21 protein-coding genes are annotated in these 22,354 nt (G+C 70.6%); 14 read left to right on the plus strand and 7 right to left on the minus strand.

All coding sequences use genetic code 11. The annotated features are described in order from the left end of the window. Positions 1-8 precede the first annotated feature (8 nt). The 5 genes from G9272_RS26525 to G9272_RS26545 all read right to left on the minus strand — a co-directional run bounded on the left by G9272_RS26525 (position 9) and on the right by G9272_RS26545 (position 7,174). Positions 9-1,088: a 2-oxoacid:ferredoxin oxidoreductase subunit beta gene (locus tag G9272_RS26525; protein WP_171398868.1), complete on the minus strand. Its 1,080-nt coding sequence runs from the start codon at positions 1,086-1,088 to the stop codon at positions 9-11. Further along, complete coding sequence (locus tag G9272_RS26530) at positions 1,081-3,018, minus strand: 2-oxoacid:acceptor oxidoreductase subunit alpha (RefSeq protein ID WP_171398869.1); 1,938 nt, start codon at positions 3,016-3,018, stop codon at positions 1,081-1,083. Before G9272_RS26530 ends, G9272_RS26525 begins: the two co-directional genes overlap by 8 nt. A 260-nt stretch (positions 3,019-3,278) precedes the next feature. Further along, positions 3,279-3,938, minus strand: coding sequence for a response regulator transcription factor (locus G9272_RS26535; RefSeq protein ID WP_301272176.1), 660 nt, complete (start codon positions 3,936-3,938; stop codon positions 3,279-3,281). Between the two features lie 363 nt (positions 3,939-4,301). After that, positions 4,302-5,696, minus strand: a complete 1,395-nt coding sequence (locus G9272_RS26540; protein ID WP_171398871.1) for a sensor histidine kinase — start codon at positions 5,694-5,696, stop codon at positions 4,302-4,304. 188 nt (positions 5,697-5,884) lie between these two features. Beyond that, a complete protein-coding gene (locus tag G9272_RS26545; protein ID WP_253267956.1) occupies positions 5,885-7,174 on the minus strand; it encodes a sensor histidine kinase in 1,290 nt (429 codons plus the stop codon). 199 nt (positions 7,175-7,373) lie between these two features. Between G9272_RS26545 and G9272_RS26550 the strand changes: the two genes are divergently transcribed. The 13 genes from G9272_RS26550 (at position 7,374) to G9272_RS26610 (ending at position 19,814) form a co-directional block, all read left to right on the plus strand. Then, positions 7,374-7,781: an NADH-quinone oxidoreductase subunit A gene (locus tag G9272_RS26550; RefSeq protein ID WP_171398872.1), complete on the plus strand. Its 408-nt coding sequence runs from the start codon at positions 7,374-7,376 to the stop codon at positions 7,779-7,781. Continuing rightward, entirely contained in the window at positions 7,772-8,464 is a 693-nt protein-coding gene (locus G9272_RS26555; RefSeq protein ID WP_253267957.1) for an NADH-quinone oxidoreductase subunit B, read from the plus strand. Before G9272_RS26550 ends, G9272_RS26555 begins: the two co-directional genes overlap by 10 nt. After that, on the plus strand, positions 8,461-9,963 hold the full coding sequence (locus tag G9272_RS26560) for an NADH-quinone oxidoreductase subunit C (protein WP_171398874.1): 1,503 nt from the start codon (positions 8,461-8,463) through the stop codon (positions 9,961-9,963). Before G9272_RS26555 ends, G9272_RS26560 begins: the two co-directional genes overlap by 4 nt. Continuing rightward, complete coding sequence (locus tag G9272_RS26565) at positions 9,960-10,928, plus strand: complex I subunit 1/NuoH family protein (RefSeq protein ID WP_057602837.1); 969 nt, start codon at positions 9,960-9,962, stop codon at positions 10,926-10,928. The genes G9272_RS26560 and G9272_RS26565 overlap by 4 nt, the downstream gene beginning before the upstream one ends. After that, complete coding sequence (locus tag G9272_RS26570) at positions 10,928-11,512, plus strand: NuoI/complex I 23 kDa subunit family protein (protein WP_171398875.1); 585 nt, start codon at positions 10,928-10,930, stop codon at positions 11,510-11,512. The genes G9272_RS26565 and G9272_RS26570 overlap by 1 nt, the downstream gene beginning before the upstream one ends. Beyond that, complete coding sequence (locus G9272_RS26575; RefSeq protein WP_171398876.1) at positions 11,509-12,168, plus strand: NADH-quinone oxidoreductase subunit J family protein; 660 nt, start codon at positions 11,509-11,511, stop codon at positions 12,166-12,168. The genes G9272_RS26570 and G9272_RS26575 overlap by 4 nt, the downstream gene beginning before the upstream one ends. Further along, positions 12,168-12,569 (plus strand): NADH-quinone oxidoreductase subunit NuoK, encoded by a 402-nt coding sequence (nuoK, locus tag G9272_RS26580; RefSeq protein ID WP_171398877.1) that lies wholly within the window; start codon positions 12,168-12,170, stop codon positions 12,567-12,569. The genes G9272_RS26575 and nuoK overlap by 1 nt, the downstream gene beginning before the upstream one ends. Then, entirely contained in the window at positions 12,566-14,560 is a 1,995-nt protein-coding gene (locus tag G9272_RS26585) for an NADH-quinone oxidoreductase subunit 5 family protein (RefSeq protein WP_171398878.1), read from the plus strand. Before nuoK ends, G9272_RS26585 begins: the two co-directional genes overlap by 4 nt. A 6-nt stretch (positions 14,561-14,566) precedes the next feature. Further along, positions 14,567-16,165: an NADH-quinone oxidoreductase subunit M gene (locus G9272_RS26590; protein WP_171398879.1), complete on the plus strand. Its 1,599-nt coding sequence runs from the start codon at positions 14,567-14,569 to the stop codon at positions 16,163-16,165. Then, entirely contained in the window at positions 16,162-17,697 is a 1,536-nt protein-coding gene (locus G9272_RS26595; protein WP_171398880.1) for an NADH-quinone oxidoreductase subunit N, read from the plus strand. Before G9272_RS26590 ends, G9272_RS26595 begins: the two co-directional genes overlap by 4 nt. Positions 17,698-17,899: 202 nt before the next feature. Next, positions 17,900-18,763, plus strand: coding sequence for a zinc metalloprotease HtpX (gene htpX, locus G9272_RS26600; RefSeq protein WP_171398881.1), 864 nt, complete (start codon positions 17,900-17,902; stop codon positions 18,761-18,763). Then, positions 18,760-19,152, plus strand: coding sequence for a YccF domain-containing protein (locus G9272_RS26605; protein ID WP_171398882.1), 393 nt, complete (start codon positions 18,760-18,762; stop codon positions 19,150-19,152). Before htpX ends, G9272_RS26605 begins: the two co-directional genes overlap by 4 nt. A gap of 89 nt (positions 19,153-19,241) precedes the next feature. Then, positions 19,242-19,814 (plus strand): SMI1/KNR4 family protein, encoded by a 573-nt coding sequence (locus G9272_RS26610; protein ID WP_171398883.1) that lies wholly within the window; start codon positions 19,242-19,244, stop codon positions 19,812-19,814. Between the two features lie 67 nt (positions 19,815-19,881). Here the strand turns inward: G9272_RS26610 and G9272_RS26615 are convergent, their stop codons facing one another. Next, positions 19,882-21,135 carry an APC family permease gene (locus G9272_RS26615; protein WP_171398884.1) on the minus strand — a complete coding sequence of 418 codons (1,254 nt, stop codon included), beginning with the start codon at positions 21,133-21,135 and terminating at the stop codon, positions 19,882-19,884. 186 nt (positions 21,136-21,321) lie between these two features. Here G9272_RS26615 and G9272_RS26620 point away from each other — a divergent pair, with 186 nt between their 5' ends. Then, entirely contained in the window at positions 21,322-21,588 is a 267-nt protein-coding gene (locus tag G9272_RS26620; protein ID WP_020132690.1) for a GlsB/YeaQ/YmgE family stress response membrane protein, read from the plus strand. A gap of 121 nt (positions 21,589-21,709) precedes the next feature. Here G9272_RS26620 and G9272_RS26625 read toward each other — a convergent pair whose 3' ends face one another. Next, positions 21,710-22,198, minus strand: coding sequence for a YajQ family cyclic di-GMP-binding protein (locus tag G9272_RS26625; protein WP_171398885.1), 489 nt, complete (start codon positions 22,196-22,198; stop codon positions 21,710-21,712). Positions 22,199-22,354 lie beyond the last annotated feature (156 nt).

Raw genomic sequence — 22,354 nt, forward strand, 5'->3', positions numbered from 1 at the left:
TCCGCGCCTCAGCCGACGACCGTCCAGGTGTCCCCGCCCGCCAGCAGCGCCCCCAGATCGCCCTTGCCGTGCTGCTCGATCGCCGCGTCCAGCTGATCCGCCAGCTGAGTGTCGTAGACCTGCCGTTCGACCGAGCGCAGTACGCCGATCGGCGTGTGGTGCAGGGTGTCCGGGTCGGCCAGCCGGGACAGCGCGAAGGCGGTGGTCGGGGACGCGGCGTGCGCGTCGTGGACCAGGACGTCCGCCTCGTTCTCCGGGGTCACCGTGACGACCCGGAGATCGCCGCTCGCCGGGTCGCGCACGACGCCCCGCGCGCGTTCCGCCCCGAACCGGATCGGCTGCCCGTGCTCGAGCCGGATCAGCGCCTCCTCGGCCGACTGCCGGTCCTTCAACGCCTCGAACGCGCCGTCGTTGAAGATGTTGCAGTTCTGGTAGATCTCGACCAGCGCCGTGCCGGGGTGGGCGGCGGCCTGGCGCAGCACCTCCGTCAGATGCTTGCGGTCGGAGTCGATGGTGCGCGCCACGAACGACGCCTCCGCGCCGAGCGCCAGCGACACCGGGTTGAAGGGCGCGTCCAGCGAGCCCATCGGCGTCGACTTGGTGATCTTGCCGATTTCCGAGGTGGGCGAGTACTGGCCCTTGGTGAGCCCGTAGATCCGGTTGTTGAACAGCAGGATCTTCAGGTTCACGTTCCGCCGCAGCGCGTGGATCAGATGGTTGCCGCCGATGGACAGCGCGTCGCCGTCGCCCGTGACCACCCACACGCTCAGGTCCCGCCGGGAGGCGGCGAGGCCGGTCGCGATGGCCGGCGCCCGACCGTGGATGGAGTGCATGCCGTACGTGTTCATGTAGTACGGGAAGCGCGACGAGCAGCCGATGCCCGACACGAAGACGATGTTCTCCTTGGCCAGCCCCAGCTCCGGCATGAAGCCCTGAACGGCCGCCAGGATCGCGTAGTCACCGCAGCCGGGGCACCAGCGCACTTCCTGATCGGACTTGAAGTCCTTCATGGACTGGCGGGCCACGGCCTTGGGGACGAGCGAGAGCGCCTCGATCGTGCCCGTGCCTTCCGTCGAGGTCTCAGCCATCGATGGCCTCCTTGAGCGTCGTGGCAAGCTGCTCCGCCTTGAACGGCATGCCGTTGACCTGGTTGTACGAGCGGGCGTCGACCAGGTACTTCGCCCGTACGAGGGTGGCGAGCTGGCCGAGGTTCATCTCGGGGATGACGACCTTGTCGTAGCGCTCCAGCACCGCGCCCAGGTTCCGCGGGAACGGGTTCAGATGCCGCAGATGGGCCTGCGCGACGGCCTCCCCGGCGGTGCGCAGCCGCCGTACCGCGGCGGTGATCGGCCCGTAGGTGGACCCCCAGCCCAGCACCAGGGTGTTCGCCTCGTGCGGGTCGTCGACCTCGAGGTCGGGGACCTCGATGCCGTCGATCTTGGCCTGCCGGACGCGGACCATGAGCTCGTGGTTGGCCGGGGCGTAGGAGATGTTCCCGGTCCCGTCCTCCTTCTCGATCCCGCCGATGCGGTGCTCGAGCCCCGGCGTGCCCGGGACGGCCCACGGCCGGGCCAGGGTCTGCGGGTCGCGCTTGTACGGCCAGAAGACCTCGCTGCCGTCGTCCAGGGTGTGGTTGGGCCCCTGGGCGAACTGCACGGTCAGGTCCGGGAGCTCGTCCAGCTCCGGGATCCGCCAGGGCTCGGAGCCGTTGGCCAGGTAGCCGTCGGACAGGAGCATCACCGGCGTGCGGTAGGTGAGCGCGATCCGGGCCGCCTCCAGGGCCGCGTCGAAACAGTCGGCGGGTGTGCGGGGCGCGACGATCGGCACCGGCGCCTCGCCGTTGCGCCCGAACATCGCCTGCAAGAGGTCGGCCTGCTCGGTCTTGGTCGGCAGGCCGGTCGACGGCCCGCCCCGCTGGATGTCCACGATCAGCAGCGGCAGCTCCATCGAGACCGCGAGCCCGATGGTCTCGCTCTTGAGCGCCACCCCGGGCCCGGAGGTGGTGGTGACGCCGAGGGACCCGCCGAAGGCCGCCCCCAGCGCCGCGCCGATCCCCGCGATCTCGTCCTCGGCCTGGAACGTACGCACACCGAAGTTCTTGTGCCTGCTGAGCTCGTGCAGGATGTCGGAGGCCGGCGTGATCGGGTACGACCCCAGGAACAGCGGCAGATCGGCCTGCCGGGACGCGCTGATCAGCCCGTACGCCAGAGCGAGATTCCCGGAGATGTTCCGGTAGGTACCGACGGGAAACGCTTTCGCGGCCGGGGCGACCTCATAACTGACGGCGAAGTCCTCGGTCGTCTCGCCGAAGTTCCACCCGGCACGGAAAGCGGTGAGGTTGGCGGCCGCGATGTCGGGCTTCTTCGCGAACTTCGACTTCAGGAACTTCTCGGTGCCCTCGGTGGGCCGGTGGTACATCCATGACAAGAGGCCGAGCGCGAACATGTTCTTGCTGCGCTCGGCCTCTTTACGGGTGAGGTCGAATTCCTTGAGTGCCTCGACGGTCAGGGTGGTCAGCGGGACCGGATGGAGCTGGTAACCGTCGAGGGATCCATCCTCCAGCGGCGAGGCCGCGTACCCCACCTTCTGCATCGCCCGTTTGGTGAACTCGTCCGTGTTGACGATGATCTCCGCGCCCCGCGGCACATCGCCGATGTTGGCCTTCAGCGCCGCCGGATTCATGGCGACCAGCACATTGGGCGCGTCACCCGGAGTGAGGATGTCGTGGTCGGCGAAGTGCAGCTGGAACGAGGAGACGCCGGGGAGGGTGCCCGCGGGCGCGCGGATCTCGGCGGGGAAGTTCGGCAGGGTGGAGAGGTCGTTGCCGAACGACGCGGTCTCCGAGGTGAAGCGGTCGCCGGTGAGCTGCATACCGTCACCCGAGTCGCCCGCGAACCTGATGATCACCCGGTCGAGACGACGGACGTCCTTCGTCCCACCCGGTTTGCGCTGTTCTCCCACGACGGTCCCGTCGGTTCCGTCGTCCTGTTCCGCTGGGCTGCTGACCTGACTGGTCACTGAACTGGACCTCCCTCGAGGTGGCTGTCCCGGAGGGCCTTCCCAAAGACCGTCCACGGATCAACCCTACGTCTGTAAGGGTCGCCTTACCTCGGCCATTCGTATGACGGTCGCTGTCCCGAGACGGCCCGGCACCCCCGCTTTTCATGATTTCCCGCCGCCCGGCGTGATTCCGGTAGACGCTCCGGATCACACCACGGTTCTCCACCACCTGTTCGCCGCCTCCACCGAGACTCGACGAAAGGCACAGTGCCAGCTCGCTACGAATTGAGATAGGTGAGGACCGCCAGTACCCGGCGGTGATCCCCGTCACTCGGCGACAGGCCCAGTTTCAGGAAGATGTTGCTGACGTGCTTCTCCACGGCCCCGTCGCTGACGACCAGCTGCCGGGCGATCGCGGAGTTCGTCCGCCCCTCGGCCATCAGCCCCAGGACCTCCCGCTCCCGCGGGGTGAGCCCGGCCAGCACATCCTGCTTCCGGCTCCGCCCGAGCAGCTGCGCGACGACCTCCGGATCGAGGGCGGTACCGCCCTGCGCGACCCGCACCACGGCGTCCACGAACTCCCGCACCTCTGCCACACGATCCTTGAGCAGATACCCGACCCCGCGACTGGAACCGGCCAACAGTTCGGTGGCGTACCTCTCCTCCACGTACTGCGACAACACCAGCACCCCGAGCCCGGGATACGCCTTGCGCAGCTGTACGGCGGCCCGCACCCCCTCGTCCGTGTGGGTCGGCGGCATACGCACGTCCGCCACGACGACATCGGGCAGCGCGCCCTCGTCGCCGAGCTCCGTAATGGTCTTGACCAGAGCGTCCGCATCCCCGACCCCGGCCACCACCTCATGCCCCCGGTCGGTCAGCAACCGGGTCAGCCCCTCCCTCAACAGCACCGAATCCTCGGCGATGACCACCCGCACCCTGTCCTCCACGATCCTCGGCCCCCCAGCCGTCCACCCGTTGGTAGAACCAGTCAAGCATTCCAGCAACAGGCCCGTCTGCACCCGCCAAGCAGCCCGACCACGACAAGGACGGCGCGAATGAGGCCTTGACCCACCCGGTTTCGGCCTCGGGAGGAATCACGGGCGGACACGGCGCGACGACAACCAGCCCGCCCGGGCCCAACCCCGGACGGGCGAGTGCGAAGACGAGACCCGTTCAGGGCCGGTATCGGAAGCCGGGGCTGGGGCCCGGGGGCCGGGAGGGGGGCTGGGAGGGGGGCTGGGGGCGGTAGCCCCCAGGTATGGGAAGGGTAGGGGCGGCGGGGGCGAGAACGCTCCCGCTCAGACCCCGCCCCCGCGCCAGGGCAACTCCGCGGTGACCCGGGTGGGCCCGCCCGGCGGCGAATCCACCACCAGAATCCCGTCCACCGCGTCCAACCGCCCCGCGAGCCCGGCCAACCCCGACCCCCCGCCGGAGGCACCCGCTCCGCCCACCCCGTCATCCACCACTTGCAGCATCAACCGATCGTCCACCCGCCACACATCGACCGAAGCCGACCGCGCCCCACTGTGCTTGCTGATGTTCTGAAGCAACTCCGAGACGGTGAAGTACGCGATCCCCTCGATCGCAGGCGCCGGCCGCTCCGCCAGATCCACATCCACCCGTACCGGCACCGTGCAGCGCGAGGCCACGGAGGACAGCGCCGCGTCCAGCCCCCGGTCGGTCAGGACGGCCGGATGGATCCCGCGCGCCAGGTCCCGCAGTTCCTGCAACGCCGTCTTCACCTCACCGTGCGCCGCGCCCACCATCCGCGCCGCCTCCCGCGGATCCTCCCGCAGCTTCTCCTTCGCCAGACCCAGATCCATCGCCAGCGCCACCAGCCGCGCCTGCGCCCCGTCGTGCAGATCACGCTCGATGCGCCGCAGATCGGCGGACGCCGTGTCCACCACGACCCCCCGGTCGGACTCCAGCTCCACCACCCGCGCCCCCAGCGACGACGGCCCGAGCAGCCCGTGCACCAGCAGCCGGTCCACCGTCGTCAGCGCCCGCACGATCCACGGCGTGGCCAGCGTGATCAACAGGCCCACCAGCGCCGTCACGGTGATCTCGAAGGGGTTGTCGAGGTAGACGCTGTGCTGCTCGTCGCCGTACAGCTGAAGCCCGCCCTGACCGCCGTACATCGGGAAGACCCAGAACCACAGCGGATACGTCAGCATGGTCCAGCCGAACGACCACACGGTCACGGCGACGCCGAAGGAGAACACCGCCCACGGAAACTGCACCACCGCGTACAGCGCCTGCCGCCACGACGTTCCGCTCTTGAGGACGGCGGCCATCCAGGCCATCGCGCCCTTGCCCCGCGGCCGCAGCGGCTCGGGATCGGCGACCTCCAGGCCGAGCAGCCCACGCGCCCGGGCCCGTTCCAGCGCCCCGAAGCCCCGGCCCGCGGCCAGTCCCGCCGCCAGCACCGGAATGCCGAGGAAGGTCACCAGCAGGCCGGCCCCCAGCGACAGCATCGTGATCATGAAGGTGAACAGCACGATGCCGATCGGCAGGCCGAGCAGGACATAGACGAGTTCCCGCCAGTGGCGCGCCGTGAGCGGCTCACGCAGCCCCGTCGGCAACAGATGGCGTCGCCCACCGTCCCGGTGCCCGTACTCAGGCCCGTACTGGTCATGCCGCCCGTACTGCCCGTACTGGTCATGCCGCCCGTACTGCCCGTACTGCGTGGCCATCGGCGTCGTCCGTTCTACTCGTCCTGCTCGTCGCGCAGCTGTCGATCCGTACCTCCAACCCTCCTCGGCGGCGAGCCCGTGGACCATGGAGTCCGTCGGTGTCTTGGAAGGGGGGTTTTCCCTACCTCCCACGCCCGCCACCCTCCACGCCCTCTATCCGCCCTTACCGCCCTGGCCGCCTGTCCGCTCTATCCGCGGTTTCGCCAGGGCAACTCCGCGGTCACCGTCGTAGGACCCCCCACCGGCGACTCCACGATGAACAGCCCGTCGACGGCGTCCAGCCGCTCCGCCAGCCCCCGCATCCCCGACCCGCCGTCGAGCCGCGCCCCGCCCCGGCCGTCGTCCCACACCTGGATGAGCAGCCGGTCGTCGGTCCGCCACACGTCGACCGAGGCCGACCGGGCCGCGCTGTGCTTGCTGACGTTCTGGAGCAGCTCGGAGACGGTGAAGTAGGCGATGCCCTCGATGGCCTGCGCCGGCCGGGACGTCAGGTCGGCGGTCACCTTCACCGGCACCGTGCAGCGCGAGGCCACGGAGGACAGTGCCGCGTCCAGCCCCCGGTCGGTCAGGACGGCCGGATGGATCCCGCGTGCCAGGTCCCGCAGCTCCTGGAGCGCGAGCTTCACCTCGCCGTGCGCCTCCTCCACCATCGCCGCCACGACGTCGTCGGCCTGCCCCTCCAGCAGCTTCTCCTTCGCCAGGCCCAGCCCCATCGCCAGGTTGACCAGCCGGGCCTGCGCCCCGTCGTGCAGATCGCGCTCGATGCGCCGCAGATCGGCGGCCGCCGTGTCGACCACGACCCCCCGGTCCGACTCCAGCTCCGCGATCCGCCGCTCCAACTCGTCGGAGGGGGACAGCAGGGCCCGCACCATCGCCCGGTCCGCGTTGGTCAGCCCGCGCGCCAGGAACGGCAGCACCGGCCACAGCACGAACAGCGAGGGAACGACCACGCTGAACGTCAGGACTCCCCAGGGCAGCCGGATGAGGTCGTACAGCACCGTGCGCCAGGCCACCGGGTCCTTCAACGCCAGCCACAGCCGCTGGAAGAGACCGCCCGCCCTGCGCAGCGGCAGCGGGCTCGGCTCGTCGATGCGCACCCCGAGCAGCAGACGCGCCCGCCCCCGCTCGAACCGGCCCATCAGCCGCGCCCCGGCCAGCCCGAGCGCGAGCAGCGGGAACCCGACCACGGTGACGGTCATCGCGGCGCCGGTGACGATCACCGTCATCACATAGGTGAACCCGATCAACGACATCGGCAGGTTCGTCAGAAGGTGCGTGATCTCCTTCCACGTCTGCGGGTCGTAGGCGAGACGGGCCGGAGGCAGCCGGTCGTCGTCCCGCCCGGCCGTGCCCGGCCCAGCGGTCGTGAGGGGGGCGGCTCTCGGGTGGGAGCCGCCCGGCTGAAAGCCGTCCGGGTGGGTACCCCCCTTGTCGGAGTTGTTCGGGTCGGAGGCGGATCGGCTGGCGGAAGCGGTCATATGGGCTAGCCTGCCGCGCCGCACGGCGCCGCGCCATGAGGTCTGCTGCCTTCCTCGACCGGGGGAAAACCCCCGCCCCGCAAGACGAGGCGTGACGGGCTGCTTACCGTCCCTTTATCAGGGCCTAGACTCCCGTGCGTACAGATCGTCGAACGGGCCTGTCGTCGAAGAGACTGAGGTCAGGGAGCGAGGGACGGGCGTGCGGGAACGGACCGTCGATGTCGCGGCGGATTTCGCGGCGGACTACTTCCAGTCCTACTCCGTCGTCGGGCTGCTCGCCGTCGTCGGCGTGCTGTTCGTCGCGGTGGCCTTCGGCGCCGGGCGCCTGCTGCGCCCGGTGGTCCCCACCCCGGAGAAGCTCCTGACGTACGAGTGCGGCGTCGACCCCGTGGGCGAGGGCTGGGCCCACACCCAGGTCCGCTACTACGTCTACGCCTTCCTCTACGTGATCTTCGCGGTCGACTCGATCTTCCTCTTCCCCTGGGCGACGGTCTTCGCGGCCCCCGGCTACGGCGCGACCACGCTCGTGGAGATGTTCATCTTCCTCGGCTTCCTGGCCGTGGGCCTGCTGTACGCCTATAAGAAGGGCGTCCTGACATGGATGTGACGCCGAAAGTGAATGCGCCGGAACAGCCGCAACAGCCGGACCAGGTGCCCTCGGTGCCTTCGGAACCCGTTCCGCTGCCGGAGCCGAAGCGCCTGGGCACCCTGGCTCGCCTTGCCCCGGAGCCGATGAAGGTGATCCTGAACTGGGGCCGCCGCTATTCGCTCTGGGTCTTCAACTTCGGCCTCGCCTGCTGCGCGATCGAGTTCATCGCCGCGTCGATGGCCCGCCACGACTTCATCCGCCTCGGTGTCATCCCCTTCGCGCCGGGCCCTCGCCAGGCCGACCTGATGGTCGTCTCCGGCACGGTCACGGACAAGATGGCGCCGGCCGTGAAGCGCCTCTACGAGCAGATGCCCGAGCCGAAGTACGTCATCTCCTTCGGCGCGTGCAGCAACTGCGGCGGCCCCTACTGGGACTCGTACTCGGTGACGAAGGGCGTCGACCAGATCATCCCGGTGGACGTGTACGTGCCGGGCTGCCCGCCGCGCCCGGAGGCGCTTCTCCAGGGCATCCTCAAGCTCCAGGAGAAGATCGCCCGGGAGTCCCTGCACGAGCGCTACGGCCCGACCCCGTCCCGCCCGGCCGTCTCCCGCCCCTCGCCGGCGGCCCTTCAGAGCGACCTGGTGCGGCCCCCGGCCGCCGAGTCCCCCACGGCGCCGGCGCCATCGGGGGAGGGCCGATGACCACGATCGGCTGGCTCCCCGCCCCCGCCGACGAGCTCTTCGGCCCGCAGGCCACGGCCGAGGAGTCGTACGACGTCCTGACGGTCGACGTTCCGCCGACGTCCTGGACCGACGCCCTGCGCGTAGCCCGCGACCGCCTGACCTGCACCTATTTCGACTGGCTGAGCGCGGTCGACGAACCGGGCACGGGTTTCCGCGTCTCGGCGCACGTGGTGGCCCTGTCCCCGGTGCGTCGCCTGCTGCTGCGCACGACGATCCCGCACGAGGCACCGACCCTCGCCTCCGCCGTCGGCGTCTACGCCGGCGCGGCCTGGCACGAACGCGAGACGCACGAGATGTTCGGCGTCACCTTCGAGGGCCACCCCGCTCTGAACCACCTCCTCCTCCCGGAGACCTTCGAAGGCCACCCCCTGCGCAAGGACTTCGTCCTCGCCGCCCGCGTCGCCAAGGCCTGGCCCGGCGCGAAGGAGCCCGGAGAGTCCGAGCACGGCGGCCCCAAGCGCCGTCAGATGCTCCCCCCAGGCGTGCCCGACCCCAACGAATGGGGCCCCCTGAAGGGCCAACTCCCTCCCGCCCCGGCCCGCCCGGCCCGAGCGGCGGCGGGACGCGCAGCAGGCGACCGCCCGGTCCGCCGCGCCCGCACGGCATCGGAGGGCTCAGCCGGCCAACCGACCCCCCCAACCACAGAGACCTCACCAACCCCACCAACCTCACCCGCTTCTCCGGTTTCCTCGGCCCCCTCGACCCCCTCCGCTCCGGCGGCGCCTGCCGGACCCCGCCGCGCGCGCAGCGCGAGCGCGGGCTCGGCGTCACAACGGGCGGGTGCCACGGAGTCCGTCAGTCCCGCAGGAACCGGGCCCGCCGCGCCGACGGAACCGACGGCCCCCGAGCCGACCCCGCAACCCCCGGCAGGACCGCGCCGCGCACGCAGCGCCTCCCAAGGCTCGGCCTCCCAGCGCACCCAGCCCCCGACGACACCCCCCGACACCCCCGCCCGCCCCTCCACGGCCCCGCGCAGCTCCGACGCCCCGTGGCACCACGCCCGCCCAGCGTTCGACGAGCCACAGCAGACCCCAGAGCCAAGCGAGCAAGGGGAACCGAAGAGGGAGCCGAGCCCGGCACCGGACCAGGCGCCGGCACCGGACCGGGCGCCGGCACCGGACCGGGATCAGGTACCGGACCGGGATCAGGCACCGGGCAGGGCGCCGGAACCGGAGCGGGAGCGGGAGTCGGACCAGAAGACGGAGCCGGACCCGGACCGGGAGCCGGAACCGGAGCCGGACCAAAAACCGGAGCCGGACCAGAAGCCGGAACCGCACCAGAAGCCGGAGTCGGACCAGGCGCCGGAGTCGGCCGGCCCTGAGCGGGTCACCCCTGGGCCGGCCACGCCCGAGCAGTCGGATCCCGTCGAGAAGCCCTCGCCCACCCGCGGCGCGCCCGCCCGTACCGACGGCACGGAACCCCCCGCCCCCGAGGACCCCACAGGAGGCCCGCAGTGAACGACGCTCTCGACGTCGCCCTGCGACTCCTGGTCGTCTTCGTCGTCTTCCTCACCTTCCCCCTGATCGTCGGTCAGACCGAGCACAAGGTGATGGCCCATATGCAGGGCCGCCTGGGGCCGATGTACGCGGGCGGCTTCCACGGCTGGGCCCAGCTCGTCGCGGACGGCGTCAAGTTCGTACAGAAGGAGGACATCGTCCCCGCGGGCGCGGACCGCCGTATCTTCCAGCTCGCGCCGGCCGTAGCCCTCCTCCCGTACCTCCTGGTCCTCCTCGCCATCCCCATCGGCCCGGGCGAAGGCGCCGTCGGCCAGGTCGTGGACGCGGGCATCTTCTTCGTGCTCGCGGTGATGGGCGTCGGCGTGCTCGGCTCCCTCATGGCCGGCTGGGCCAGTGCCAACAAGTTCTCCCTTCTCGGCGGCCTGCGCACCGCCGCCCAGCTCCTCGCCTACGAACTCCCGATGCTGCTCACCGCCGCCTCGGTGGCCATGGCGGCCGGCACGGTCTCCCTGCCCGGCATCGTCGACGCCTTCGAGTGGTGGTGGCTGCCTTGGCAGATCACGGGCGCGATCGTCTTCTTCGTCGCCGGTCTCGCCGAACTACAGCGGCCCCCCTTCGACATGCCCGTCGCCGACTCGGAGATCATCTTCGGGGCGTACACCGAGTACACCGGCCTGCGCTTCGCCCTCTTCCTCCTCGCCGAGTACGCCGGAATCGTCGTCCTGTGCGGCCTGACCACCGTCCTCTTCCTGGGTGGCTGGCACGGTCCCTGGGGCGCCGACGGCCTCGGCTGGGTCTGGACCCTGCTCAAGGCGGCCGTCCTCGCCTTCGTCGTGATCTGGCTCCGCGTCACCTACCCCCGCCTGCGCGAGGACCAGCTTCAGAAGCTCTCCTGGACCCTCCTCGTCCCCCTCTCCCTCGCCCAGATCGCCCTCACCGGCATCGTCAAGGTGGTGATCCGGTAATGGCCCCCATCCCCGGTAGTGGCCTCGCCAAGGGCCTGGCCGTCACCCTCCGCACGATGACGCGGAAGACCGTCACCGAGCAGTACCCGGACGCCCAGCCCGAACTCCCGCCCCGCACCCGTGGCGTCATCGGCCTGTTCGAGGAGAACTGCACGGTCTGCATGCTCTGCGCCCGTGAGTGCCCCGACTGGTGCATCTACATCGACTCGCACAAGGAGACGGTCCCGCCCTCCGCCCCGGGCGGACGCGAGCGCAGCCGCAACGTCCTCGACCGCTTCGCCATCGATTTCTCCCTGTGTATGTACTGCGGTATCTGCATCGAGGTCTGTCCTTTCGACGCCCTGTTCTGGTCCCCGGAGTTCGAGTACGCCGAGACCGACATCCACGAACTCACCCACGAACGCGACAAGCTCCGCGAGTGGATGTGGACCGTCCCGGCCCCACCCGCCCTCGACCCCGCCGCCGAGGAGCCGAAGGAGATCGCGGCCGCCCGCAAGACGGCCGAGAAGCTGGCGGCAGCCCAGGCCGAGTCGAACGCACCCCAGGCATCCGAGCCGAACGCACCCCAGGGAGGAGAATCGTGACCCTCGCTCAGGCACACCACGGCTTTCTCTCCCCGACCGGCGTCGAGATCGCCTTCCTGCTAGTCGGGCTGGTCACCTTCGGCGCCGCCCTGGTCACCGTGACCACCAAGCAGCTGGTGCACGCCGCCCTGTGGCTCGTGGTCGCCCTCGGAGGCCTCGCCGTCGAATACCTCCTGCTCACCGCCGAGTTCATCGCCTGGGTGCAGGTCCTCATCTATGTCGGTTCCGTCGTCGTGCTCCTCCTCTTCGGTCTGATGCTCACCAAGGCCCCCATCGGCCGCTCCCCGGACGCGGACTCCGGAAACCGCTGGGCCGCTCTCATGGTGGCCGTCGCCGCGGCCGCCGCGCTCGTCTGGGTGGTCGTCGACGCCTTCCGCGCCACCTGGATCGACCTGGACGGTCCGGCCGCCGGCTCCACCGAGGTCACCGGCGCGAGCCTCTTCCAGAACTGGGTCCTTCCCTTCGAGGCCCTCTCCGTCCTTCTCCTCGCGGCGCTGGTCGGCGCGATCGTCCTGTCCCGCAGGGCCAAGGCGGAGTCGAGCTCTCCCCCTGTGAACTCCCGAGTCGCCACCAAGAGTTCCCGATCCGTCACAGAGAGTTCCCTTTCTGTTCCGGACGCCCGCGAAAACCCGGCCGAGCAGGAAGGCACCCGCTGATGCACCTCGCCTATCCCGCCGTCCTGTCCGCCCTCCTCTTCTGCACCGGCCTGTACGGCGTCCTCGCCCGCCGCAACGCGATCCTCGTCCTGATGTCCGTCGAGCTGATGCTCAACGCCGTCAACCTCAACCTGGTCGCCTTCGACGTCTGGCTCAGCAGGACCGCCGAGGAGACCCTGCACTCCGGTCAGGCCCTGACCCTGTTCACCATCGCCATCGCCGCCGCCGAGATCGGCATCGGCCTGGCGATCGTCCTCGCCGTCCACCGCAACCGAGGCACCGCGGACATCGACCGTCTCCGCGACACCGCCGAAGGCCACGAGAGCCCCGCGGCCGGCGGCCCCGACAGCGACACCCCCGCGACCGGAACGGCCGCCGAGAAGGCTGAGGCCACCGCGTGACCACGACCACCCTCGCCGTCCTCGTCCCCCTCCTCCCGTTCCTGGGCGCGGCCGCCGGACTGCTCCTCGGCCGCACCGCCCCCGGCTTCGTGCGTCCGCTCGCCGTCCTGCCGACCCTCGCCGCGCTCGTACTGGCCGCGATCGTCGCCGTACGCCAGGGCGGAGACGCCTCCGTCACCGCGGCCACCGAACTGACGCCCACCGGCTCGATCCCGATCGAACTGGCGCTGTACATCGACGGCTTCGCCGCCCTCGTCGCCGTGGTGGTCGGCCTCGTCGCCACCTGTGTGCAGATCTATTCGACCGGCTACCTGCGCGAGGACCCGCGCTACCCCTCGTACGCCGCGCTCGTCTCCCTCTTCACCTCCGCGATGTTCCTGGTCGTCTACTCCGGCGACCTGATCGTGCTGCTGGTCGGCTGGGAAGTCATGGGCATCTGCTCCTACTTCCTGGTCGGCCACTACTGGGAGACCCCGGAGGCCCGGGCCGCCTCCATCAAGGCCTTCCTCGTCACCAAACTCGGCGACGTCCCCTTCCTCATCGGTCTGTTCGCCCTCGCCACCGACGCCGGGTCCTTCCGGATCACGAAGGTCCTCGCCACCGTCGCCCACGGCGGACTCGACCACCCGACGCCCATCGCCCTGCTGCTCCTCGCGGGCGTGGCCGGCAAGTCCGCGCAGTTCCCCCTGCACACCTGGCTCCCGGACGCCATGGCGGGCCCCACACCCGTCTCCGCGCTGATCCACGCCGCCACGATGGTCGCCGCCGGCGTCTACTTCATCGCCCGTCTCCTCCCGGTCTTCGAGGCGTCCTCGGCCGCGATGGTGACCCTCGCCGCGATGGCCGCCGTCACCATGGTCGGCTCGGGCCTGGCGGCCCTCGCCCAGGACGACATCAAGCGCGTCCTCGCCTACTCGACGATCGGCCAGCTCGGCTACATGACCGGCGCCCTCGCCGTCGGCGACCGCGGCGCCGCCGTCTTCCACCTCCTCTCGCACGGCGCGTTCAAGGCGCTGCTGTTCCTCGCGGCCGGCGTGATCATCCACGCCGCCGGCACCAACTCGCTGGCCGCCATGTCCCGCATGAGCCACCTGCGCGACCGCATCCCCGACGCCTACTGGACGATGACCGTGGCGCTCCTCGCGCTCGCCGCGATCCCGCCGTTCAGCGGCTTCTTCTCCAAGGAGTCGGTGCTCGGCGCCGCAGAGCACATCACCGCGGGCCACACCGAACACGCGCCCGGCGCCGCGGGCTGGCTCGTCCTCGTCGCCGGCCTGCTCACCGCCCTCCTCACGGCCGCCTACGCGACCCGCCTGTGGCTGCTGACCTTCTACGGCCGGGGCGCCGAGGCCCCCGACCACGGCCGCCAGCCCCTGACCATGACCGTGGTGCTGTGGGTCCTGGCCGTCCCGTCCCTGGCCCTCGGCGGGCTCGCCTACCGCACCCTCCCCGACTGGTTCGACGGCAACGACCTCGCCCCGACCCTCACCACGTCCGTCCTCGGCACGGGTGTGGCCCTGGCCGGCGGACTCGTCACGTACGCCGCCTGGCGCCATCTCGCCGGGCTCGCCGCCCGCGTACCCCTGGGCGCGGTCGCCGCCCACCCCGAGGGCGACGCGGGACTCGTCGAGGCCGAGGCGATCGCGACGCACGCGCCGGCCTACGGAGACGTGGCCTCCGCCCCCGACCCGGCTGACCCCGGACGGCTGCTGCTCGGCCCGCTGCACCGCCACGCGGCCGTCGGCTTCCACCTCGACGCCGTGTACCAGGCGCTTTTCGTCCGCCCGGTCCAGGCCGGCGCGAGTCTCGTCCGGTTCCTCGACCGCGAGGTCGTCGACACCTACGTACGCGGCGCGGGCGCCCTGCCCCGCTGGCTGGGGGCCGCCGTACGGCGCGCCCAGACCGGCAACGTCCAGACCTATGTGAGCGCGCTGCTCGCCGGCACCGTCGTCCTGGCGGTCGCCGCCCTTCTCGTCGCTTCGGGAGCGTGAGCGGGCGTGATCGATATCAACGAGTCCGTGATGCAGTTCCTTCTGGCATTCATCGTGGTCGGCCCGCTCCTCGGCGCCGCCGCCGCTCTGCTGCCGGCTCCGCCCGGGCTGAAGGGGAAGTCACCCGAGCAGGCCGTGCTGCGCCACGGCATGACCGTGACCGGCGCGATCCTCATCGCCGCGATCGTCCTCGCGCTCGGCTTCGACCACGACCATCCGTCGAAGATGCAGGCCACCACGGACATCAGCTGGATCCCCGCACTCGACGTGCGCATCCACCTCGGCATCGACGGCATCTCCCTCCCCCTGCTGGTCCTGACCGCGCTGCTGACCTTCCTCTGCGCGGTGTACTCCTACTTCAAGCGGCAACAGCAGCCGCCGACGACGCAGACCGCGGACCCGTCCCCGAAAGCGTTCGTCGCGCTCGTGCTCGTCCTGGAGTCCGGCACCCTCGCGGCCTTCGCCGTCCTCGACCTGCTGCTGTTCTTCCTCGCCTTCGAGATGGTCCTCGTCCCGATGTACTTCCTCATCGCCCGCTGGGGCGGCGCGGGCCGGACCCAGGCCGCCTGGAAGTTCATCCTGTTCACGCTGCTCGGATCCGTGGTCATGCTGCTCGGCCTGCTCCTGATCGGAATCAAGGCGGGCACATTCGACATGGTGGCACTCGCCACTGACAACGGCCGATCGCTGACCACATCCGTGCAGGTCATCGCCGTTCTCGCGATCGGGATCGGGCTCGCCGTCAAGACCCCGATGTGGCCGCTGCACAGCTGGCTGCCCGACGCCCACACCGCCGCCCCGACCGTCGGTTCGGTCCTGCTGGCCGGAGTGCTGCTGAAGATGGGCACGTACGGGTTCGTCCGGATCCTGCTGCCCGTCGCGCCGGACGGCTTCCGCACCTTCGCGCCCTACCTCGCGGCCTTCGCCGTCGTGGGGATCATCTACGGATCCCTGGCCTGTCTGGCCCTCGCCAAACGGGGCGCGAAGGGCGACCTCAAGCGCCTCATCGCCTACTCCTCCGTCGGTCACATGGGTTTCGTCCTGCTCGGCATCGCGACCATGACCCCGACCGGTGTGAACGGCGCCCTGTTCGCCAACATCGCCCACGGGCTCATCACCGGCCTCCTCTTCTTCCTGGTCGGAGCGCTGAAGGACCGCACCGGCACCACCGATCTGGACACCCTCGCCGAGCAGACCGGCGCCGCGCTGTACGGCAGGACGCCCCGCCTCGGCGGCCTCCTCGCCTTCGCAGCCGTCGCCTCGCTCGGTCTGCCGGGCCTCGCCGGCTTCTGGGGCGAAATGCTGGCCCTGTTCGGCGCGTTCAACCCCGCCGACGACCTCAGCCGCCCCGCCTTCCTCACCTTCACGGCGATCGCCGCGTTCGGCACCCTGCTGACGGCCGCATACCTGCTGGTCGTGGTCCGCCGCGTCTGCATGGGCGTCGTCCCGCAGGACGCCCCGCGCCTCGCCGACGTGCAGACCTACGAGTTCGCGGCCTGGGCCCCGCTCGTCGCCCTCACCGTCGTCGCCGGCCTGTGGCCGAAGGCCCTCCTCGGGCTGACCGACCCGGCCGTGCAACAGCTCCTCGCAGGAGGCACCCGATGAGCGCCCTGGCCCAGCCCGTGTTCCAGCCCCTGGCCGAGTCGGTGGTCCAGTCCGTCGACTGGCCGGCCATCGCACCGCCCACCCTCGCGGCGGTCGTCGCCCTCGTGGTCCTCGTCGCCGACCTCTTCGTCGGCGACGCCCGCAAGCCACTCCTCGGCTGGCTGTCGGTCGCGGGACTCGCCGCCGCCACGGCCCTCCTCCTGCCCCTCCTGGACGGCGACCGCTCCACCTTCTGCCTGACCGGCGACACACGCGTGTGCAGCTACACGGCAGACCGCTTCACCCTCGTCATCCAGTTCCTGGTGCTCGGGGGAGCGCTTCTGGCGGCCCTGCTGTCGGTCACCGCCCTGAAGGACGCGCGCGGGCGACTCCCCGAAGGCGAGTTCTGGTTCCTGCTGCTGTCCTCCGCCGCCGGTGCCGCCCTGCTGCCCGCCTCCCGCGACCTCGCCACCCTCGTCGTCGCCCTGGAGGTCGCCTCCCTGCCCGCCTTCGCTCTCGTCGGCATCCGGCACGGCGACCGCAGGTCCTCCGAGGCGGCCCTGAAGTTCTTCCTGTCGTCCGTCACCGCGACCACCGTCAGCCTCCTGGGCATCAGCTTCGTGTACGCGACGACCGGAACCCTCTACCTCACCCAGGTCGCCGACCGCATCCAGCACGTCGACGGCCGGCTGGACACCCTGGCCCAGACCGGCGTGGTCCTCACCCTCATCGGCTTCGCCTTCAAGACGGCCGCCGTCCCCTTCCACTTCTGGGTCCCCGACACCTACGTCGGCGCCCCCCTGCCCATCGCCGCCTACCTGTCGGTCGTCGGCAAGGCGGTCGGCTTCTCCGGCCTCATCCTCGTCACCGTCATCGCCTTCCCCTCGTACGCCGACGTCTGGGGCCCCGCACTGGCCGTGCTGGCCGCCCTCACCATGACCGTCGGAAACGTCGGCGCCCTCCGCCAGCAAGCCACCCGCGCGTACAGCGCCGTACGCCTGCTCGCATGGTCCTCCGTGGGCCAGGCCGGCTACCTCCTCGTACCGATCGCCGCCGCCGCGTACTCCGACGACGCCGAGCACGCCATCGGCTCCACCGTCGCCTACGCCCTCATGTACGCCGCCGTGAACCTGGGCGCCTTCGCGGTGGCCGCCCTGGTGGGCCGCACCAGCGCGACGAACCGGATCACGGACTACCGGGGCCTCTACGCGAAGCACCCGGCGGCAGCCCTCCTCCTGGCCTTCTTCCTGCTCTGCCTCGCCGGACTGCCCCCGGGCATCATCGGTCTCTTCGCGAAGGTCACCGTCTTCTCGGCAGCCGTCGACGCGGGCCTCGGCTGGCTAGCGGTCGTCATGGCCGTCAACGTGGTGATCGCCCTGTACTACTACCTCCAGTGGACGGCCCTGCTCTTCCGCGCCCCCGAAGGCGAGCCCGAGAAGCACCGCGTCCCCGCCCCGCTCACCGCCGCGATCGCCCTCACCGCGGCCCTCGGCATCGCCCTCTCCGGAGCACCCCAGCTGGTCCTGCGCTTCACCGACACCGGCCTCTTCTGAGGCCGCACGCGCGCGCATGTCCCCGTCCTCACCCGGACGGCCCACACCCATGCCCGCAGGCACAAGGGAACTAGTGCCTCCCGCCTGGCGTTGACCAGTACGGGAAGGTGCACTGGATGTGACACCACGGCACAGTGCCACCGGACAAGAACAAGATTCGCAAGCAAAGGGTTCCCCTGCTGCACGACTTGGAGGGCGTACCGTGCACCGCCGGCACAACGGGCTCAGGACCGCAGTACTCCTCGGGGGACTGTCCGCACTCATCATCGTCATCGGCAGCTTCTTCGGCCGCATGGGGCTGATCGTCGCGGTCCTGATCGCACTCGGCACCAACGCGTACGCGTACTGGAACAGCGACAAGCTGGCGCTACGCGCGATGCGTGCCCGCCCGGTGAGCGAGTTCGAGGCTCCCACCCTGTACCGGATGGTCCGCGAACTCTCCACCCAGGCCCGTCAGCCCATGCCCCGCCTGTACATCTCCCCGACCGAGGCGCCCAACGCCTTCGCCACCGGCCGCAACCCGCGCAACGCCGCCGTGTGCTGCACGGAAGGCATCCTGCGCCTCCTCGACGAGCGCGAACTGCGCGGCGTCATCGGCCACGAGCTCAGCCACGTCTACAACCGGGACATCCTCATCTCCTCGGTCGCGGGCGCGCTCGCCTCCGTGATCATGTTCCTGGTCAACTTCGCCTGGCTGATCCCGATCGGCCGCTCGGACGACGACGACGGTCCCGGCATCCTCGGCATGCTCCTGATCATGATTCTCGGCCCACTCGCCGCCAGCGTCATCCAACTCGCCATCAGCCGCTCCCGGGAGTACGAGGCGGACGCCTCGGGCGCGCAGCTCACCGGCGACCCGCTGGCCCTCGCGAGCGCGCTGCGCAAACTGGAGACGGGCACCAAGCAGCTCCCGCTGCCCCCGGAGCCCCGCATCGAGACCGCGAGCCACATGATGATCGCGAATCCCTTCCGCCCGGGCCAGGGACTCTCCAAAATGTTCTCGACGCACCCGCCGATGGCGGACCGTATCGCCCGGCTCGAGAAAATGGCAGGTCGCCACCAGTGAAGACCATCCTGAACGTCATCTGGCTGATCCTGAGCGGATTCTGGCTGTTCCTCGCCTACCTGGCCGCGGGAGCGCTGCTCTGCATCACGATTATCGGCATTCCCTTCGGCATTGCCGCTTTCCGAATCGGCGTCTACGCCCTCTGGCCCTTCGGCTACACGACGATCGAGCGTCGGGACGCGGGCGCGCCCTCCTGCCTCGGCAACGTGCTCTGGCTGGTCCTCGCCGGGTGGTGGCTGGCCATCGGGCACATCGTCACCGGCCTTCTTCTCTGCCTGACCATCATCGGCATCCCGTTCGGCATCGCGAACTTCAAGCTGATTCCGGTCTCGCTGTTCCCGCTGGGCCGCGAAATCGTGCCCACGGACCAGCCGTTCGCGTCGCGCTGACGGGCCGAGTCCGTTCCGCTCGTTGTCCACAGGCGGCGGGTTGTCCACAGGCCGCCCCGGTTGTCAGTGGCGGCTTGCATCATGAACGCATGACCGAGAACGAGCAGTTGCAGGCAAGGGTGGCGGCCAAGGCGGCCACCACCCGCCCCTGGGGTTGGCCTTCGCTCCCCGACCCCGTGGACGCGGCCACCGTGGCCCGCGCCGAGGCCGTCCTCGGCTTCCGCCTGCCGCCGCTGCTCGCCGACCTCTACCTGCGTATAGGGGACGGCGGATTCGGCCCGGAGTACGGCCTGCTGCCCCTGCTCGACAGCTCCCCGTCTAGTGAACCCGCCGCCGTCACCCAGTACCTCGCCAACCGCGAAAGCGGTCGCAAAGACCCCGACTGGCCCTGGCCCGAGGGCGTCCTGCCGATATCCCACTGGGGCTGCGCGATGTACGCGTGCGTGGACTGCCGCTCCCCGCAGGCGACGGTCCTGCTCTTCGAGCCGAACCCCGGCGACCCCGACCACGCCTGGTTCGTCGACGCCCCCAGTCTCACTGCCTGGCTGCACGCCTGGCTCGACGGCACGGGCTGGTACGACACCCTGGGCGATGACCTGGAACTGACCCCCTGGACCGAGTTCCGCATACGCACGGCGGCGACTGGGGCGACGAGGCCGTAGCGGCCTGCTGTCGCGCACCCGTTGCCAGGGCACCCGACCGCCGCCGTCGGTCGTCGCCGTCGTACGGCTACCGCGCGCCCGCCCAGCGCCGCCGTACCCCGTAAGCGAGCATGCCCACCGCCAGCACCCCCGCCCCCACGACCACCGAGGTCCTCGGCAGCGCGAACGCGAGCACCACGCAGCCCAGGAGCCCCACCGCGGGCAGCGCCCGCTTCGCCGGGGCCGGATCGAGCGTCCAGGCCGACGCGTTGGCCACCGCGTAGTACGTCAGTACACCGAAGGAGGAGAACCCGATCGCGCCCCGGACGTCCACCGTGGCGGCCAGGACGGCGACCACCGCGCCCACGGTGAGCTCGGCGCGGTGCGGTACCTGGAAGCGCGGGTGCACGGCGGCCAGGGCGCCAGGCAGATGCCGGTCGCGGGCCATGGCCAGCGTCGTGCGCGAGACGCCCAGGATGAGGGCGAGGAGCGAGCCCAGCGCCGCCACCGCTGCCCCGATCCGTACCACCGGCACCAGCCCGGGCACCCCCGCCGCCCGCACCGCGTCGGCCAACGGGGCTCCCGCCCGTCCGAGATCGCCCGACCCCAGCACGGAAAGGACAGCGACCGTCACGCACGCGTACACGACCAGAGTGATCCCCAGCGCCAGGGGGATCGCGCGGGGGATGGTGCGGGCCGGGTCACGCACCTCCTCGCCCAGGGTCGCGATGCGGGCGTACCCGGCGAAGGCGAAGAACAGCAGACCGGCGGACGTCAGGACCCCGCCGACACCCCCGGAGATCCCGACGTCCAGCCGCCCGGCGTCGGAGGCACCGGACCCCAGACACACGACCACCACGGAAGCGAGGACCGCCAGGACCACCGCCACGATCGCCCGCGTCAGCCAGGCCGACTTCTGGACGCCGCCGTAGTTCACCGCGGTCAGCGCCACCACGGCCGCGACCGCCACCGCGTGCGTCTGCGCCGGCCAGACGTACGCACCGACCGTCAGAGCCATCGCCGCACAGGAGGCCGTCTTCCCGACCACGAACGACCAGCCCGCCAGATACCCCCAGAACGCGGCGAGCCGCTCGCGCCCGTACACGTACGTGCCGCCCGAGGCCGGATACAGGGCGGCGAGTCGCGCCGACGACATGGCATTGCAGTAGGCGACCAGCGCGGCGAGCGCGAGTCCGAGCAGCAGCCCGGAGCCCGCGGCCTGCGCGGCGGGAGCGAGCGCCGCGAAGACGCCGGCACCGATCATCGAGCCGAGTCCGATGACCACGGCGTCGCCGAGGCCGAGCGTCCGCCGTAGCTCGGCGCGCGATCCGGGCTGTGTCATGGCCCGCACCCTACTGATCGACGGAACCACCGTGTGCCCTGGTGGCGTCGTCCTCATCGACATGACCCGAACCCGCGTGCGACGCAGGACGCGGGGCGCGACGGAAACGAGCACAGCCCGTCCGGAGCGAGCGACATCACAGTGTCCGGACAGCGCGGGCACAGCACGGAAGGGCAGGTTCAGGACATGAGCATCATCAGCTGGATCATCCTGGGGTTGTTGGCCGGAGTCATTGCCAAGGTCCTGCTGCCGGGCCGCGACCCGGGCGGCTTCATCGGCACGACCCTCATCGGCGTCGCGGGCGCGTTCATCGGCGGCTGGATATCGGCCCGCTGGCTGGACCACCCCATCACCAAGGACTTCTACGACGGCGCGACCTGGGCCGCGGCGATCGGCGGTTCGCTGGTGCTGCTGATCGTCTATCGCCTGCTGTTCGGCAACTCACGCGACTGAGCGCCTCGGCGGCGGGCCGGACGAAAAGGGTGGGTACCCGACGGGCGCCCACCCTTGCTCGTAGCTGTCCGGCTCATGTCTGACCGGCTCGTGTCTGTCCGGCTCGTGTCTGTCCGGCCGACTACCGGTAGTTCACGAACTGAAGAGCGAAGTCGAAGTCCTGGCCCTTGAGCAGGTTGATGACGGTCTGGAGGTCGTCGCGGCTCTTGGAGCTGACGCGCAGTTCCTCGCCCTGCACCTGGGCCTTCACGCCCTTGGGGCCCTCGTCGCGGATGAGCTTCGCGACCTTCTTCGCGTTCTCCTGGGAGATGCCTTCCTTGATCTCCGCGAAGAGCTTGTACTCCTTGCCGGACAGCTGGGGCTCGCCCGCGTCCAGCGCCTTGAGGGAGATCCCGCGCTTGATCAGCTTGGACTGGAAGACGTCGAGGACGGCGTTCACCCGGTCCTCGGAGTTCGCCTCCATCAGGATCTTGTCACCGGACCACGAGATCGAGGCGCCGACGCCCTTGAAGTCGTAGCGCTGCGAGATCTCCTTGCCGGCCTGGTTGAGGGCGTTGTCGACCTCCTGCCGCTCGACCTTCGAGACGATGTCGAAACTGGAGTCGGCCATGTCCTGTGGCTCCTTGTATCGGGGTGCGTGTCGGGTGCGTATCGGCGTACGTGGGGGCGACCGCCGAGCCCGGCGTGATGCCGGGCCGCATCCGCACAAGCCTAGTCACCCGGCTCCCTCCGGGCGGCGAGGAATCAGGTGGCGAAGCACCCCTGG

It is taken from the genome of Streptomyces asoensis (assembly GCF_013085465.1).
In the GTDB taxonomy this organism is placed as follows: domain Bacteria; phylum Actinomycetota; class Actinomycetes; order Streptomycetales; family Streptomycetaceae; genus Streptomyces; species Streptomyces cacaoi_A.

Bases quoted from the DNA above. Each gene is read 5' to 3' on its own strand.
- G9272_RS26525 (WP_171398868.1), bottom strand. From the start codon at position 1,088: ATGGCTGAGACCTCGACGGAAGGCACGGGCACGATCGAGGCGCTCTCG.
- G9272_RS26540 (WP_171398871.1), bottom strand. From the start codon at position 5,696: ATGGCCACGCAGTACGGGCAGTACGGGCGGCATGACCAGTACGGGCAG.
- G9272_RS26545 (WP_253267956.1), bottom strand. From the start codon at position 7,174: ATGACCGCTTCCGCCAGCCGATCCGCCTCCGACCCGAACAACTCCGAC.
- G9272_RS26555 (WP_253267957.1), top strand. From the start codon at position 7,772: ATGGATGTGACGCCGAAAGTGAATGCGCCGGAACAGCCGCAACAGCCG.
- G9272_RS26560 (WP_171398874.1), top strand. From the start codon at position 8,461: ATGACCACGATCGGCTGGCTCCCCGCCCCCGCCGACGAGCTCTTCGGC.
- G9272_RS26570 (WP_171398875.1), top strand. From the start codon at position 10,928: ATGGCCCCCATCCCCGGTAGTGGCCTCGCCAAGGGCCTGGCCGTCACC.
- nuoK (WP_171398877.1), top strand. From the start codon at position 12,168: ATGCACCTCGCCTATCCCGCCGTCCTGTCCGCCCTCCTCTTCTGCACC.
- G9272_RS26595 (WP_171398880.1), top strand. From the start codon at position 16,162: ATGAGCGCCCTGGCCCAGCCCGTGTTCCAGCCCCTGGCCGAGTCGGTG.
- G9272_RS26610 (WP_171398883.1), top strand. From the start codon at position 19,242: ATGACCGAGAACGAGCAGTTGCAGGCAAGGGTGGCGGCCAAGGCGGCC.
- G9272_RS26615 (WP_171398884.1), bottom strand. From the start codon at position 21,135: ATGACACAGCCCGGATCGCGCGCCGAGCTACGGCGGACGCTCGGCCTC.
- G9272_RS26620 (WP_020132690.1), top strand. From the start codon at position 21,322: ATGAGCATCATCAGCTGGATCATCCTGGGGTTGTTGGCCGGAGTCATT.
- G9272_RS26625 (WP_171398885.1), bottom strand. From the start codon at position 22,198: ATGGCCGACTCCAGTTTCGACATCGTCTCGAAGGTCGAGCGGCAGGAG.